We start from the raw sequence: 13,826 nt of genomic DNA on the forward strand, positions 1-13,826 counted from the left end.
CCCTACATTAGCTAGATTCGCGCGATGCGTAGCTCGCTGGCGAGAATCGCCTCCGCACCGAGGGCCGAGAGCCGGTCCATGACCTCGTTCGCGGCCTTCCTGGGCACGAGAGACTGCACGGCAACCCAGTTTTCGTTGGACAGCGGCGACACCGTCGGCCCCGACAATCCGGGGGTAACCTCACTCGCCTGCGGGAGCGCATCCCGGGAGATGTTGTACGCGATCATGAGGTATTTCTGCGCCGTGAGGATACCCCGGATGCGGCTGACCAGAACCCGGTGCTCCTCCCCCAGCTCTCGGCCGCTGCGTTTGATGATCACGGCCTCCGAGGACACGATCGGCTCACCGAAGGGCTCCAGGCCCTGCTGCCGCAGCGTCGCGCCGGTGGACACCACGTCGGCGATGACGTCGGCGACACCCAGCTTGATGGAGATCTCCACCGCGCCGTCGAGGCGGATGACCTCGGCGCTGTGCCCGCGCGAGGCCAGATCCTCCCGCACCAGGTGCGGGTAGGAGGTGGCGATGCGCTTGCCGTCGAGCTTATCGACGTCCCATTGCTCACCGGCCGGAGCGGCGTAGCGGAACGTGGAGGAACCGAAGCCCAGGGAGTAGACCTCCTCGACGTCCGCGCCCGAGTCGCGGGCCAGGTCGCGCCCGGTGATGCCCAGGTCGAGGTGGCCGGCGGCGACGTAGATGGCGATGTCCTTGGGGCGCAGGAAGTAGAACTCCACGCCGTTGGCCTCGTCGATGACGTTGAGCGCCTTGTCGCGGCGGCCCTTGTACCCGGCCTCGGCGAGGATCTCGACGGCGGCCTCGGACAGCGATCCCTTGTTGGGGACGGCGATGGTGATCATGTTCGGTGCGCTCCTAGAGGTACTTGTAGATGTCGTCGGGGCTCAGGCCCCGCTTGAGCATCATCACCTGGGTCCAGTACATGAGCTGCGCCATCTCCTCGGCCAGCTCCTCGCCGGACTGGTACTCGGCGGCGATCCACACCTCGCCGGCCTCCTCGATGATCTTCTTGCCGATCGTGTGGGCACCCGCGTCCAGCGCCGCCACGGTGGACGACCCTTCGGGCCGGGTGGCGGCGCGTTCCGTCAGTTCTGCGTACAGCTCATCGAAGTTCTTCACAGCACTAGAGACTAGTGCAGGCGGGCGAACCACTGCTCAACGTGGTCTGCCGTGACCCCCTCCAGGCTCAGCGAGCCGTGAAGGTCAAACAGGGAGCTCACTCCCTCGGGCACCGCGCGGGCCAGGCCGAGGACGACACACCCCGCGGCGGCGGCCGCGCTCATGCCCGCCCAGGAGTCCTCGAACACGACACAGTCTCCCGGATCCGCGCCCACGCGGGCCGCGGCCTCGAGGTACATGTCCGGCGCCGGCTTGGGATCGCGCACCTCGTCCCCGGTGATGGAATCCACGAAGTAGTCGCGGCCGACGGCGTCGATGCACGGATCGGCGAGAATGCGCTCGGTGTTGGTGGTCACCAGCATGGGCAGGGAAAGTTCGTCGAGAAGTGATCGAACCCCGGGGTTGGGTTCGATGTCCGCGATGAGCTCGCTCACCCGCGCGTACATGCGCTCGCGTTCGGCGTCGACGTCGAGATCCGCCAGCGTGAGGCCCGCGTGGCGTGCGCAGATGTCGAGGGTGTTGATGAAGCTGCCGCCGACGGTGCGTTCGCGCAGCTCCGGGGTCAGCCGGTTGCCCAGGCGCTCGGACAGCTCGTAGGTGGCCACACCCCACTGGGGTTCGGAATCGACCAGCGTGCCGTCCATGTCCCAGAAGATGGCGGCCGGCTTAGTAGTCAAAGTCAGGCAGCTCCCCGAGTGCCTCGTCGTCGGCGCCGGTGGAGGCGGAGGCCTCGTACACCAGTTTGGCGATCTCCTCGCGCTCCTCCGGCTCGATCACCGCGTTCTCGTGCCTGCGGTTGAACTCGGTGAGCTCCTTGTACGAGGTGGACACCACGGCGGTGAGCGCCTCGGCGGGCGGATCCGCCGGCAGGACGTCGAGGGCGTCGAGCAGGCGCTCGAGGATGGACTTCAGTTCCGGGAGGGCCGTGGCGTCATAGGGCGCCTCCCAGAACTCCTTCTCGTCCTCACCGAGGTAGGAACCGGTGGCGAACTGGGTGAGGTCGTCGATGAATTCGTCGACGGTCGGCTGATATTCCGAGCGGATGGTCATGTTGTCCATTGTCACCGAAAACCCCTAGAGCCGCACGCCGAGCAGCCCGTCAAGCGCGGTGCGCATGAGATCACGTCCGTCCTCGCCCGAACCCTGAGCCCAGCGGTCGACGACCTCGAGGGCGCCGATGGTGTCCAGGTCGTCCGCGAGGCACTCGCGCAGCTCCTGCACGGCCGCCTTCGTCTCGGCCAGGGAGCCGCCTCCCGCGCGCCACGCCGCGAGGCGCTGCTCTGCGCGGGCGAGGACCTCGTCCGACCAGTCGCGGTCGCTGCGGTAGTGGCTGGCGTAGATGCCCAGGCGGATCGCCGAGGGGTCGTGGCCGGCGGCGGTGAGTTTGTGCACGAAGACGAGGTTGCCCAGCGACTTGGACATCTTGGTGCCCTCGAGGGCGATCATGCCCGCGTGCACGTAGTGCCCGGCCATGCGCTCGACCCCGGTGGCGGCCTCGGCGTGCGCGGCGGAGAACTCGTGGTGCGGGAAGGCCAAGTCGGAGCCGCCGCCCTGGACGGCGAACGGCGCGCCGAGGCGGTTGGTGGCGATCGCCGAGCACTCGACGTGCCAACCCGGACGGCCCGGGCCGAAGGGCGAGTCCCACGCTGGTTCGCCGTCGCGTTCGGCCTTCCACACCAGGGCGTCCAGCGGGTCGCGTTTGCCGGGGCGGTCCGGGTCGCCGCCGCGCTCGGCGAAGGCCTCGCGCATCTGCTCCCCGGTGTAGTTGGATTCATATCCAAAATGAGAAGTGGCGTGCACGGACGCGTAGACGTCGGGGAACTCGGGGTCGTCGACGATGTAGGCCGCGCCTCTGTCCAACAGGGTCTGCACCATCTCGATGACCTCGTCCACTGATTCCATCGCCCCGATGTAGTCGCGCGGCGGGATCACCGAGAGCTGCTCCATGTCGGTGCGGAAGAGTTCGATCTGGCTCTGGCCGAGATCGCGCCAGTCCACGCCGTCGCGCTCGGCGCGTTCGAACAACGGATCGTCGACGTCGGTGATGTTCTGCACGTAATTCACGTCGGAACCGGCGTCGATAAGCAGCCGATGAATGAGGTCGAATGTGACGTACGTGGCGGCGTGGCCCAGGTGCGTGGAGTCGTAGGGGGTGATGCCGCAGACGTACATCCCGGACCCCTCCACCGGGCGGATCTGCTGGTCGGCAGTGTCGTACAGCGTGAGCTGCACGGACTCGCCGTCGACGGTGGGGACTTCAGGTATGGGCCACGAACGCATGGCCCCACCCTAGTACGTCCGCGAGTTGGTACGACTAGTACGGCTGGATGACACCCAGGGCGAGCAGGAGCATGAGCAGCAGGCCGGCCGGGATGCGGTAGGCGGCGAACCAGGCGAAGGAGTGGTTGGCCACGAAACGCAGCAGCCAGGCGATGGAGATGTAACCCAGCACAAAGCAGATGAGTGAGCCGACGATGAGCATCGGGCCGGTGGCCGCCTGGCCGGCTTCGGGGCTGAAGGCGTCGGGAAGCGAGAACAGGCCCGAGGCCAGCACCGCCGGGATCGCCAGGAAGAAGCTGAAGCGGGTGGCCACCTCGCGGTCGATGTTGCGCAGCAGGCCGCCGGAGATGGTCGAGCCAGAGCGGGAGACGCCCGGGATGAGCGAGAGGCACTGCCACAGGCCCATGATGATGGCGTCCTTCATGGTCAGATCCTCCACCGGGCGGTCCTTCCTGCCGAACTTCTCCGCGGCGATGAAGACGAAGGAGAACAGCACGAGCACGGTCGCGGTGACCCAGAGGTTGCGCAGCTGGTCGCGGATGAGGTCCTGGAGGAAGAAGCCGGCCAAGCCGACGGGGAGGGTGCCGACGATGACCATCCAGCCCATCCGGTAGTTCAGCCCGCGCTCGTCCTTGTTGGCCAGCCCGCGGAACCAGCCGACGATGATCTGCCAGATGTCCTTGGCAAAAAAGACCAGCACCGCGGCCTCCGTGCCCAGCTGGACCACGGCCGTGAACGACGCGCCGGCGTCCTGCCCCCAGAAGAGCTGCGAGACGATGCGCAGGTGCCCCGAGGAGCTGACGGGGAGGAACTCGGTGAGCCCCTGGACGATGGAGAGGACGATGACCTGGGTCCAGGTCATGGCGTCTGCAGCGGCCTCGGGAGCCGCCGGCGCCGCGCTTGCGAGTGTGATCATGCGGCCACACCTTACAACTAGGGTGGGCGAAGTGAAGCAACGAAACGTGGGCCGCAGCGGACTCCGGGTCTCGGAGATAGGCGTATCGACGACAAACCCCGACGCGGTCACCCGCTTCCTCGAAGAGGGAGGAACGCTTCTCGACGTCTCCCCTGCCTCCGCTCCGGCCCTGGCCCCCGTGAACCCGCGCGATCTGGTGATCTCCGCCCAGATCGGTGTCGACCCCTCCCAACCGGTCGGCCAGCGGGTGGACTGCTCGCGGCGCGCCCTGCTGGGCCAGCTGGATGACCTGCTCCGCGGCCTGGGTCTGGAGCACGTCGACCTGCTCAGCGCCGGGCACTTCGACCCGCGCACTCCCCCGGAGGAGGTCGCCGACACGCTGCGGTGGGCCGTGGAGACCGGCCGGGCGCGCTACGCCGGGGTGCGGGGCTACCGCGGGTGGCAACTTGCCGTCACCCCGGGCATGACCGCCGTGCACCACGAATACTCCCTGCTCAAGCGCGGCGCGGAGGAGGAGCTGTTTCCGGCCGCCGGACACCTGGGCACGGGTGTCATCGCCGAGAACCCCTCCGCCCACGGCCTGCTCACGGGAGACAGCTCCCCGGAGGCGCAGGCGTACACGGGTTCCACCGCCCGCACGGTGGTCGATGCCGTGGACACCGCCGGCGAGGGCCTGGGGGTCTCCCCGGCGTCGGTGGCCCTGGCCTGGGTGCTGGGCCGAGTCGACGCCGTCATGGTCGAGGCCGCCGAGCCCGCGGACGTCGCCCGGGCGGTGGCGGCCGCGGCCACCCGGGTTCCCCGTGCGATCGATCGGGCTCTCGATGATGTGTCGCGGGTAGGGTGACCTAGCGTGAACCGTCGACTTTCCGCCCTCGTACTCGCTTCTACCCTCCCGCTCGCGGCCTGCCAGCAGCAGTCGCCGTCGGAGCACGGCCCCGAGCAGGTCATGGGCAACGCCACTCCCGCGGCCTCCCCCGCCGAGATGGACCCGGAGGGTGAGGTCATCGAGATCGGCGAGGTGACGGACCTGGTGCGCGCCGGGGACACCTTGGCGGCGAGGGTGGGCGACGAGCTGCTCACCGGCACGCTCGCGCAGTTCCGGTCGGGGTCCGTTGACTCCGTCGACGCGGCGGGGTGCACCGACGTCACCGCCACGGGCGAGAACATCGTCCTGACCTGCGGATCGGAGGCACGAGTGCTCGGTGGCGAGACGGTCTCGCTCACCGCGCCCGCCCAGACCGCCGTGCTCACCTCGTCCGGGGAGATCATCGCCGCGCCGCAGGGCACCGAGGACGTGCAGGTCTACCGCGACGGCGAGCTCGCCGAGGAATTCGCCGTCGCCGGCACCACCGATGAGCTACTCGCCCTGCCCCGCGAGGGACGAGAGGACGCCGTCGTGCGCCTCAACCGCTCGGAGACCCGCGTCCAGGACCTCAGGTGGCAGGACGGTGAGCAGGGCGGCACCCTGCGAGCCGGGCTCGGCGCGGGCAGCATGGGCGGCATGGGCGCTGGCTCTGAGGGCATCGCGGTGGTCTCGGACACCATCGGCCACCAGATCATGATCTACACGCTCGACGACGTCATCCGCCTCCAGCAGACCGCGCCGACCCCGGAATCGCCCTGGGCCGCGGCCTGGGACGGGCACCTTGCCTGGGTCGCGTCGACCGCGACCAACACGGCCACGGGGTATGACATCTCCGGCGGCGTTCCCGTGGAAGAATCTCACGTGGCCACCATCGCCGACGTGCGGCAGATGGTCGCCACCGACGACGGGCTGGTCCTCGGCGGAGCCCGCGGACTGCAGATCATTCCAACTGAGAGGTAACCCCCACCATGGGTGTCTACGACCTGGCGTTGAAAGCCATGTTCCGCATCGAGCCGGAGCGCATCCACGAGCTCATCATGAACGCCCTCACGCTCACGCAGGCGGTCCCTCCGGCGCGGTTTGTCCTCTCCCGGGTGCTGCCGGTCCGCGACCCGGTCCTGTCCCAGGAGCTCTTCGGGGTCACCTTCCCGCGCCCGCTGGGCCTGGCGGCGGGATTCGACAAGAACGCCGCCGCCCCCGACGTGTGGACCGCCGTGGGGTTCGGCCACGCGGAGCTGGGCACGGTCACGGCCTCGCCCCAGCCGGGCAACCCCGCCCCGAGGCTGTTTCGTCTGCCCGAGGACAAGGCCCTGCTCAACCGCATGGGGTTCAACAACCTCGGTGCGGCGCAGGCTCGGCGCAACATGGGCCGGCGCAACTACCGCAACGTGGTGGGCATCAACATCGGCAAGACGAAGCTGGCCGAGGACGCCGTCGCCGACTACCGCACCTCCGCGACGCTGTTCAGCGACATCGCAGACTACATCATCGTCAACGTCTCCTCCCCCAACACCCCGGGCCTGCGCGACTTGCAGGCCGTGGAGTTACTTCGCCCGATCCTCACCACGGTGCAGGAGTGCGCGAGCATCCCGGTGCTGGTGAAGATCGCCCCGGACCTCTCCGACGAGGACGTCGACGCGGTGGCGGATCTCGCCGTCGAGCTGGGACTCGCCGGCATCGTGGCCACCAACACCACGATCTCCCGCGCGGGTCTGCGCACCCCGGACGTCGAGTCGCTCGGCGCGGGCGGCATCTCGGGCGCCCCGGTCGCCGATCGTTCCCTGGAGGTGCTCCGTCGCCTGCACTCGCGTGTCGACGGCCGTCTGGCTCTCATCAGCGTCGGCGGAATCTTCACGCCCGAGCAGGCCTGGGAGCGCATCACCGCCGGAGCGGATCTGCTGGAGGGTTTCACCCCCATGATCTACGGCGGGCCGGGTTGGATCCGGGACATCCACCGCGGCATCGCCGCGCAGATCCGGGCCCACGGCCTGTCGAACATCTCCGAGGCCGTGGGCTCCGGTCTCACATGGCGGAGCGACGCAGAATAAGCGCGCACAGCAGGGCGGCGACCGCGTAGAGCGCGAGCCAGTACTGCTGCATGACATACACGGTCGTGGCCGGCACGAGCATGGACACGGCCACGAGGCCGACGCCGACCGCCAGGGCCACCACCTGCGTCCTGCTCGCGGCCTGATCTCGACGCACGGTGGCGAACGCCCCGAGGATGATCGCGGACGCGAGGATGAGCAGCGTGCGGGTGGTGACCTCAAAATTGGCCATCCAGCCGTCGGAAAATACCGAGACGACCAGGAAAATGACGAGCACCAGCGTGAGAGCCATGAACGCTCCGCCGGCGCGGATGGGCAGCGGGATCTGCATTACTCGGTTTCTGCCCAGCCCCAGATGATGGTCCGGCCGATCGAGTGGAAGTACAGGTTGAATCCGAGCACGGTTGCCGGGGAATCCTCGTCGATGTCCAGCTTCTCCACGTCAACGGCGTGCACGGCGTAGAGGTAGCGGTGCGGGCCGTGGCCCTCCGGCGGGGCGGCGCCGTAGTACTCGGGGGCGCCGGAGTCGTTGCGCAGGGAGACCGCACCCACGCCCAGGTCCGCCTTCGAACCCGCACCGGACGGCAGCTCGGTGGTGTCGACGGGAATGTTGAACGCCGACCAGTGCCAGAATCCGGCACCCGTGGGGGCGTCGGGGTCGAGGCACGTCACGGCGAGGGACTTGGTGCCCTCCGGAAGGTCCGCCCAGGACAGCTGCGGGGAGATCGACTTGTCCGCGAGCTGATCCTCCTGCAGTTGCTCGCCGTCGCGGATGTCCGTCGACGTGAGGGTGAAGGTGGGCAGGTCCTTGAGGGGTGCGTAGGGGTCGGGTCCGGGGAATCGGGACTGGTTGTAATTGGTCATGTCTCAGTTCTACCAAATACCATCGATGTGGTTTGCAGAAATGCGGCGTGAACTGGCGATTTGTCGAATCAATCCGGCGCGGGCTAGATTAGTTCACGTTGCACAGACAACTACTCAGCCCGAGTGGCGGAATGGCAGACGCGCTAGCTTGAGGTGCTAGTGTCCTACTAACGGACGTGGGGGTTCAAGTCCCCCCTCGGGCACAGATTCTCCCCCAGCCAACCAGGCTGGGGGAGATTTTTCTTTCACCCTCCCTCCGACGAGAAAGGCCGCCGTGGCATCCCCCAGCAGATCCACACTGACGCGTCTTCTCCTCCTGGCCCTCTTCGCGGCCGCCGGGGTCGCCGTGATGACGCTGTTCGACGTGCCCCCGCTCTCCACCCTGCGGGACTGGGCCGACGCGCTGGGCCCGTGGTTCGTCGTGGCCTTCTGGTTCGCCTACGTGGGCGTCACGCAGTTTCCCGTGCCCCGGACGATCCTCACGCTGCTGTCGGGCATTCTCCTCGGGCCCGGGACGGGCATCCTCGTGGCGCTGACGGCCACGGCCGTCTCCGCCGCGGTGTCGCTGGTGGTGGTCCGTGGCCTGCTGGCCGACTGGATCCGACCCCGACTGACCCACCCGGCCATCGGCCGGATCAACTCTCGCCTGCGGCAGCGCGGGTGGGCGCCGGTGATTTCCCTGCGCATGATCGCGGGTGTGCCGTTCTCGGTGATGAACTACGCCGCGGCGATGACGGACGTGCGCGTCTCGACGTTCGCCGCCGCCACCTTCCTCGGCTCCGCCCCCGGTACCATCGCCACCGTGCTCTTCGGCGACACCCTGACCGGTGAGGCGGACCCCCTCATTGTCGCCATCACCGTCGCCCTCGCTGTGGCGGGAATCATCGGACTCGCGGTCGACAGTCGCCTCCCAGTCAAGCCCGAGGCGTAGACTTCCCCCCTATGTTGGCTATTCACGCACGTTACCGGGGTCGGGAGATCAAGCGTTCGAGCATCGTGCGCCGCTCCGCCGAGGCTCTCTCGAGCCTTCCCGGGGTGGCGGGTTTCGAGAACGTCGGGGTGGAGGACATCCGTTCGCGGGTGGACACGGCGGAGGCGCTCACCAACGTGGTCATGGCGCTGCTCTCCGACGGCGACTGGGCCATCGGCATCGGCGTGGACTCCCCCGCCGGGGCCGAGGACAGGGCGACTGCTGCCGTGGGCACCCGGGCCGGATCGGTGAAGGTGCGCTCCAGTGCGCCGGGCACCGGCGGCGAGGACATCCAGGCCGCCTTCACGCTTCTGGCCCACGTGCTGGCAAAGCGCACCATCGAGGGCCGTGAGGCCACCTCGCTGGTGCGCAGCGGGATGAATCAGAACGAAGCGGCCGAGCAGCTGGGCATCTCCAAACAGGCGATGTCCCAGCGGCTCGGCGCGGCGGGGTGGGCGGCGGAGGCCGCCGGGTGGAAGCTAGCGGTCCACCTCATCGACTTCGCCGACGGGGTAACCCGTGACGGGGCCGAACGAGTCGCCGGTCGTCCCGGTTTCGAGGGCCCGGGCAGCGGTCGTCGCGCCTGACTGCGGCTCGCGATCGACGCGGGTGCCGGGCCGGGGGCTGGCCTCGGGGCGGTCCGCGCGTGGCACCGGCTTCTGCGCCACGGCGTTGGCCTCGGCCAGAGCGCGGGCGATCTCCGGAGAGGACTCGGTGTTGAACCAGTCGTCGATGTTCTCCGTCTCGGCCATGTCCTTGGTTTCTTCGTCGACGTGGGGTGCCTCGTAGCGGAAGACGCCGTCCTCGCCCTTGCTGGCGAAGGACCTGGCGAACTGCTCCAGGGTGTCGCCGAACTGGGCGGGGATCATCCACATGGTGGAGGCTTGTCCCTCGGCCATCTCCGGCAGCTTCTCCAGGTACTGGTAGGCAAGCACCTCCGGGGTCAGCTTGGCCGACTTGATGGCGGCGTTGACCTTCTGGATCGCCCGGGCCTCACCCTGGGCGTTGAGGTACTTGGAGGCACGCTCACCCTCGGCGGCGAGGATGGCGGCCTGGCGGTCGGCCTCGGCCTTGAGGATCGCGGCGTGCTTCTCGCCCTCGGCGGTGAGGATGCGGGCCTGCTTCTGGCCCTCAGCGGTCTTGATGTCTGACTCGCGCTTACCCTCGGAGGTGAGGATCATGGCGCGCTTCTCGCGGTCCGCCTTCATCTGCATCTCCATGGACTGCTGGATGGACGGCGGCGGGTCGATGGCCTTGAGCTCGACGCGGCTGATACGCAGGCCCCACTTGGCGGTGGCCGCGTCCAGCTCGCCGCGCAGGCGGCGGTTGATGGTGTCGCGCGAGGTCAGGGACTCCTCCAGGGTCATGCCGCCGACGACGTCACGCAGCGTGGCCACGGAGATCTGCTCCACGCCGTTGATGTAGTTGTCCACGCCGTAGATCGCGCGGGCGGGGTCGGTGATCTGGAAGGTCACCACGATATCGATGGCGACGGTGAGGTTGTCCCGGGTGATCACGGCCTGGGGCGGGAACGAGACCACACGCTCACGTGTGTCGACGCGCTCTCGCACCGAGTCGATGAAGGGCACCAGCACGGTGATCCCGCCCGCGACGGTGCGGGTGTACCGGCCGAGCCGTTCGATGACGGCCGCCTCACCCTGCGGGATGATGGCGATGGACTTCACCACCACGAGGATGACGAAGACCACCAGGAGTGCAAAAATTATCGTTCCGGTCATGTTTCCTTCCACACGACGGCGACGGGGCCGTCGATATCTGCGACGCGCACTCGTTCGCCTTCGGCGAAGGTGACGTCAGGGTCTAGAGAACGGGCGCTCCAGATGGAGCCGTCGAGACGGATCTGGCCGCCCTCGGCGCCGATGTCCTCGAGGACCTCAGCGCTCGTGCCGACCAGCTCGCGCGGGTGGTTGTCCGCCTGGAGCGGCTTGGCCAGGCGCCGTTTGAGCACCGGGCGGAGGAACAGGAGCAGGAGCGCTGCCGCGGCGGAGAAGGTGGCCAGCTCCGCCCACAGTGGGACGTCCGCCAGGGCCACCCCGGCGGTGGCCAGGGCCGCGCCCCCGAGCATGAGCAGCGTGAATTCCCCCGCCGCCAATTCGAGCAGGCCGAAGGCCACGGCCGTGATAAACCAGATCAGTGCTCCCACGCCCCCAAGCTACATGAGGTCGCGTTTGTTGACCTCCGGGTCGGTGACGAAGTCCACCAGCCGCTCCACCGCACCGATGAGCGTGGGGTCCAGGTCGCGGAAGGACTTCACCGAGCTGGAGACCCGGTGCCAGCCCTCCCGCGGGTCGGACCAGCCGAGCCGCCGGCAGACCCCGGTCTTCCAGTCCTCCCCGCGCGGAACCTCGGGCCACGCCGTGATGCCCACACTCGCCGGGCGCACGGCGGCCCAGATGTCGATGAACGGGTGACCCGTCACCAGCACGTGTTCCCCGACGGTCTGCGTCATCCGCGTCTCCTTGGAGCCCTTGACCAGATGGTCGGCGAGCACCCCGACACGCCGGCCCGGCTCGGGTTGAAACTCCCGCAGCCGCTGCTCCAGATTGTCCAGACCCTCGAGGTACTCGACCACAACCCCCTCAACCCGCAGGTCATGGCCCCAGACCTGTTCCACGATGGCGGCGTCGTGGATGCCCTCCACCCAGATGCGTGACGGGGCGGCCACCTTGGCCTGCACCCCCTCGACCCGCCGCGAGCCGGAGTTGGACTTCCTGGGTTCCTGCTTCTTCACGGGCCGGCGCAGGCTCACGCGCTCTCCCTCGTGGAGGAACCCTCCCCGCAGGGTCTGGAACAGCCGCTGCCTTCCCCGGCGGTCCTCGAGGCGGACGAACTCGCCGTCGTAGGTCTTCTCCCACCCCACGATTGCACCCACGAACTCGTCCCCGTGCACCTCGACGACGATGCCGGGCGTGGCGTCGACGATGGGGTATTCCCTGGGGCGGTTCCTTCGGTGTCCGGAAAAAATGTCCTCGTACATGGGCTGACACTGTATCTATTACAGTGCCTGAACATGGATATGCGCGCCGAGGTCTGGTCCCCCCTGCAGAACGCGTCGGTCTGGCTGGCCGCCTGGCTGCACGGACTGGAGTCCGCGGACGATCTCATCGACGCGTGGCGCGATCTCGGTTTCTCCGCCTCCCTGGACGTGCTGTCCCAGGCGAGGTCGGGGCAGTTCACCGACGGCGAGCCGCGGGTGCGGCTGGTGCTGTCGGGCCCGGGTGAGGCGTCGGGGCTTCCCGACGGCGAGCGCGAGGCCATCGCCGTGGGCTCGGAACATGTTCTGCTTGGCGACGGCCGGTGGCTCGCTCTCCCCGCACCCCTGCCGGCACCCCAGTGGTTGTCCCCCGGGGATGCCGACGCGCTGCTCACCCGCGCCACGTCGGAGGCGGCGAATCTGGTCGAGGCCAGCGGCTACCGCACGGATGCGCTGCACAGCCCGCGGCTGACGGTGGGCACGCTCGCGGACTTCTACGACACCCCCGGCCTGCCCGGGGCCACGCCGCCCAGGGCCGCCCAGCTGTTCGCCCGCGCGGACCGGGTCGCCGCGATCGTGGAAACGGTGACCGACCGGATGGGTGATCACAGCCTCGACCCGCACCTGCTCAGCCTGTGGCGGCACATCCGCGCGGCCCGCATGGCGGGAGTGAGCTACGCGGCGGGCGAATTCGCGCGGGTTTAGAGCTCCGGTTTAGAGCTCGGAGCAGCAGCCCGGCCGGCAGGCGGCGCCGTTGACGGTGCAGCCCTGGACGCTGAGCTGACCGATGCCCTGGGCAGGCTTGTCGTCGGTCATCTCGGCGATGAGGTCGGCCACCATCGTCGAGAAGCGTTGCGACGGTCCCGCCGTGCGGGTGCGGTGCACGGTGACGTCGAGATCGTCCGCCGCCTCCTGCAGCTCCGTGTCCAGGTCCCACACGACCTCCATGTGGTCGGAGATGAAGCCCACCGGGCAGACCACCACAGAACGCACTCCGTCAGACTGCGCGATGGCCTCGGTGTGGTCGACCACGTCCGGCTCCAGCCAGGGGGTGGCCGGGTTGCCGGAGCGGGACTGCCAGACGAGGTCGTAGTCGGCGACGCCGACTTCCGCGGCGATGAGGCGGGAGGCCTCCGCGACCTGGCGGGAGTAGAGGTTCTTGCCGCCCTCGCCGCCGGCGCGGTTGTCGGCATCGGTGGGCACCGAGTGCGCAGTGAACAGCAGTCGGGTGTGGTCCCGGCGATCCTCGGGAACCTCGGCGTAGGCCTCGCGCACGGCGTCGGCCATTTCCGCGATGAAGAGCGGGTGGTCGTAGAACTGCCGCAGCTTGGTCAGCCGCAGCTCGGGGTGGGATTCGCGGATCCGACGGATGTCCTCGTTGTACTGCAGGCACGCGGAGAAACCCGCCCATGCGGAGGTGGCGAACACCAAGGCGTTGCGCACACCGTCCTTGACCATCTGCGCGGCGGCATCCTCGGCAAACGGGTGCCAGTTGCGGTTGCCGAAATACACCGGCAGCTCCGTGCCGCGGCGGGTCAGCTCCGCCTCGAGGTTGGAGATGATCTCGCGGTTGAGAGCGTTGAGCGGGCTGACGCCGTCGAAGTGGTAGTAGTGCTTGCCCACCTCGACCAGGCGCTCGTCCGGGATGCCCCGGCCCCGGGTCACATTCTGCAGGAACGGAAGGACTTCGTCGTTGCCTTCCGGCCCGCCGAAGGAGAGGACCAGCAGCGCATCATATTCGTTGTAAGGCATACCTT

18 protein-coding genes and 1 tRNA gene are annotated in these 13,826 nt (G+C 68.5%); 7 read left to right on the forward strand and 12 right to left on the reverse strand.

The features are described from left to right. Positions 1–11: 11 nt before the first annotated feature. From hisG to CDOO_RS07200, 6 genes are read right to left on the reverse strand one after another with little or no spacing between them, the layout of a single operon-like run. The gene (gene hisG, locus CDOO_RS07175) at positions 12–854 is read right to left on the reverse strand and encodes an ATP phosphoribosyltransferase (RefSeq protein ID WP_018021658.1); all 843 of its coding nucleotides are present in this window, start codon (positions 852–854) and stop codon (positions 12–14) included. A gap of 13 nt (positions 855–867) precedes the next feature. Then, a complete protein-coding gene (locus tag CDOO_RS07180) occupies positions 868–1,131 on the reverse strand; it encodes a phosphoribosyl-ATP diphosphatase (RefSeq protein ID WP_018021659.1) in 264 nt (87 codons plus the stop codon). A gap of 11 nt (positions 1,132–1,142) precedes the next feature. Next, a complete protein-coding gene (locus CDOO_RS07185; RefSeq protein WP_018021660.1) occupies positions 1,143–1,775 on the reverse strand; it encodes an HAD family hydrolase in 633 nt (210 codons plus the stop codon). A 22-nt stretch (positions 1,776–1,797) separates the two neighbouring features. Beyond that, positions 1,798–2,181, reverse strand: a complete 384-nt coding sequence (locus CDOO_RS07190) for a hypothetical protein (RefSeq protein ID WP_026159309.1) — start codon at positions 2,179–2,181, stop codon at positions 1,798–1,800. A gap of 24 nt (positions 2,182–2,205) precedes the next feature. Beyond that, positions 2,206–3,411, reverse strand: a complete 1,206-nt coding sequence (gene mshC, locus CDOO_RS07195) for a cysteine--1-D-myo-inosityl 2-amino-2-deoxy-alpha-D-glucopyranoside ligase (RefSeq protein WP_018021662.1) — start codon at positions 3,409–3,411, stop codon at positions 2,206–2,208. Positions 3,412–3,445: 34 nt separating this feature from the next. Then, positions 3,446–4,327, reverse strand: a complete 882-nt coding sequence (locus CDOO_RS07200) for an undecaprenyl-diphosphate phosphatase (protein WP_018021663.1) — start codon at positions 4,325–4,327, stop codon at positions 3,446–3,448. 31 nt (positions 4,328–4,358) lie between these two features. On the opposite strand from CDOO_RS07200, the gene CDOO_RS07205 reads away from it, so the two are divergent. Genes CDOO_RS07205 through CDOO_RS07215 form a run of 3 tightly spaced genes read left to right on the forward strand, consistent with a single transcriptional unit; the run spans position 4,359 to position 7,240 of the window. Then, positions 4,359–5,171 carry an aldo/keto reductase gene (locus tag CDOO_RS07205; RefSeq protein WP_038573361.1) on the forward strand — a complete coding sequence of 271 codons (813 nt, stop codon included), beginning with the start codon at positions 4,359–4,361 and terminating at the stop codon, positions 5,169–5,171. A 6-nt stretch (positions 5,172–5,177) separates the two neighbouring features. Beyond that, positions 5,178–6,152: a hypothetical protein gene (locus CDOO_RS07210; RefSeq protein ID WP_155861317.1), complete on the forward strand. Its 975-nt coding sequence runs from the start codon at positions 5,178–5,180 to the stop codon at positions 6,150–6,152. 8 nt (positions 6,153–6,160) lie between these two features. Beyond that, positions 6,161–7,240 (forward strand): quinone-dependent dihydroorotate dehydrogenase, encoded by a 1,080-nt coding sequence (locus tag CDOO_RS07215; RefSeq protein WP_018021666.1) that lies wholly within the window; start codon positions 6,161–6,163, stop codon positions 7,238–7,240. Here CDOO_RS07215 and CDOO_RS07220 read toward each other — a convergent pair. Together CDOO_RS07220 and CDOO_RS07225 are read right to left on the reverse strand one after the other, a co-directional pair. Then, positions 7,215–7,571 carry a hypothetical protein gene (locus CDOO_RS07220; protein WP_018021667.1) on the reverse strand — a complete coding sequence of 119 codons (357 nt, stop codon included), beginning with the start codon at positions 7,569–7,571 and terminating at the stop codon, positions 7,215–7,217. The genes CDOO_RS07215 and CDOO_RS07220 overlap by 26 nt on opposite strands. After that, the gene (locus CDOO_RS07225) at positions 7,571–8,104 is read right to left on the reverse strand and encodes a YbhB/YbcL family Raf kinase inhibitor-like protein (RefSeq protein WP_038573364.1); all 534 of its coding nucleotides are present in this window, start codon (positions 8,102–8,104) and stop codon (positions 7,571–7,573) included. Before CDOO_RS07225 ends, CDOO_RS07220 begins: the two co-directional genes overlap by 1 nt. 117 nt (positions 8,105–8,221) lie before the next feature. Between CDOO_RS07225 and CDOO_RS07230 the strand changes: the two genes are divergently transcribed. From CDOO_RS07230 to CDOO_RS07240, 3 genes are all read left to right on the forward strand, one after another. Further along, positions 8,222–8,307: transfer RNA gene (locus tag CDOO_RS07230), tRNA-Leu, on the forward strand. A gap of 71 nt (positions 8,308–8,378) precedes the next feature. Then, positions 8,379–9,035, forward strand: a complete 657-nt coding sequence (locus tag CDOO_RS07235) for a VTT domain-containing protein (protein ID WP_018021669.1) — start codon at positions 8,379–8,381, stop codon at positions 9,033–9,035. 11 nt (positions 9,036–9,046) lie between these two features. Next, positions 9,047–9,661, forward strand: coding sequence for a hypothetical protein (locus CDOO_RS07240; RefSeq protein ID WP_018021670.1), 615 nt, complete (start codon positions 9,047–9,049; stop codon positions 9,659–9,661). Here CDOO_RS07240 and CDOO_RS07245 read toward each other — a convergent pair. Genes CDOO_RS07245 through CDOO_RS07255 form a run of 3 tightly spaced genes read right to left on the reverse strand, consistent with a single transcriptional unit; the run spans position 9,554 to position 12,072 of the window. Beyond that, the gene (locus CDOO_RS07245; RefSeq protein WP_018021671.1) at positions 9,554–10,813 is read right to left on the reverse strand and encodes an SPFH domain-containing protein; all 1,260 of its coding nucleotides are present in this window, start codon (positions 10,811–10,813) and stop codon (positions 9,554–9,556) included. The two genes, CDOO_RS07240 and CDOO_RS07245, sit on opposite strands and share 108 nt — an antisense overlap. Next, positions 10,810–11,238 (reverse strand): NfeD family protein, encoded by a 429-nt coding sequence (locus CDOO_RS07250; protein ID WP_018021672.1) that lies wholly within the window; start codon positions 11,236–11,238, stop codon positions 10,810–10,812. The genes CDOO_RS07245 and CDOO_RS07250 overlap by 4 nt, the downstream gene beginning before the upstream one ends. Positions 11,239–11,247: 9 nt before the next feature. Further along, positions 11,248–12,072, reverse strand: coding sequence for a DUF3097 domain-containing protein (locus CDOO_RS07255; protein ID WP_018021673.1), 825 nt, complete (start codon positions 12,070–12,072; stop codon positions 11,248–11,250). A gap of 33 nt (positions 12,073–12,105) precedes the next feature. On the opposite strand from CDOO_RS07255, the gene CDOO_RS07260 reads away from it, so the two are divergent. Further along, a complete protein-coding gene (locus tag CDOO_RS07260) occupies positions 12,106–12,774 on the forward strand; it encodes a hypothetical protein (protein ID WP_026159312.1) in 669 nt (222 codons plus the stop codon). Between the two features lie 9 nt (positions 12,775–12,783). Here CDOO_RS07260 and CDOO_RS07265 read toward each other — a convergent pair whose 3' ends face one another. Beyond that, a complete protein-coding gene (locus tag CDOO_RS07265) occupies positions 12,784–13,821 on the reverse strand; it encodes a ferrochelatase (protein ID WP_018021675.1) in 1,038 nt (345 codons plus the stop codon). Positions 13,822–13,826: the final 5 nt, after the last annotated feature.

The organism is Corynebacterium doosanense CAU 212 = DSM 45436, assembly GCF_000767055.1.
Taxonomy (GTDB): Bacteria; Actinomycetota; Actinomycetes; order Mycobacteriales; family Mycobacteriaceae; genus Corynebacterium; species Corynebacterium doosanense.

Coding starts and splice junctions, on each gene's coding strand:
- CDOO_RS07200 (WP_018021663.1), bottom strand. CDS start 4,327: ATGATCACACTCGCAAGCGCGGCGCCGGCGGCTCCCGAGGCCGCTGCA.
- CDOO_RS07240 (WP_018021670.1), top strand. CDS start 9,047: ATGTTGGCTATTCACGCACGTTACCGGGGTCGGGAGATCAAGCGTTCG.
- CDOO_RS07265 (WP_018021675.1), bottom strand. CDS start 13,821: ATGCCTTACAACGAATATGATGCGCTGCTGGTCCTCTCCTTCGGCGGG.
- CDOO_RS07260 (WP_026159312.1), top strand. CDS start 12,106: ATGGATATGCGCGCCGAGGTCTGGTCCCCCCTGCAGAACGCGTCGGTC.
- CDOO_RS07215 (WP_018021666.1), top strand. CDS start 6,161: ATGGGTGTCTACGACCTGGCGTTGAAAGCCATGTTCCGCATCGAGCCG.
- CDOO_RS07245 (WP_018021671.1), bottom strand. CDS start 10,813: ATGACCGGAACGATAATTTTTGCACTCCTGGTGGTCTTCGTCATCCTC.
- CDOO_RS07255 (WP_018021673.1), bottom strand. CDS start 12,072: ATGTACGAGGACATTTTTTCCGGACACCGAAGGAACCGCCCCAGGGAA.
- mshC (WP_018021662.1), bottom strand. CDS start 3,411: ATGCGTTCGTGGCCCATACCTGAAGTCCCCACCGTCGACGGCGAGTCC.
- hisG (WP_018021658.1), bottom strand. CDS start 854: ATGATCACCATCGCCGTCCCCAACAAGGGATCGCTGTCCGAGGCCGCC.
- CDOO_RS07190 (WP_026159309.1), bottom strand. CDS start 2,181: ATGACCATCCGCTCGGAATATCAGCCGACCGTCGACGAATTCATCGAC.
- CDOO_RS07225 (WP_038573364.1), bottom strand. CDS start 8,104: ATGACCAATTACAACCAGTCCCGATTCCCCGGACCCGACCCCTACGCA.
- CDOO_RS07185 (WP_018021660.1), bottom strand. CDS start 1,775: ATGGACGGCACGCTGGTCGATTCCGAACCCCAGTGGGGTGTGGCCACC.
- CDOO_RS07220 (WP_018021667.1), bottom strand. CDS start 7,571: ATGCAGATCCCGCTGCCCATCCGCGCCGGCGGAGCGTTCATGGCTCTC.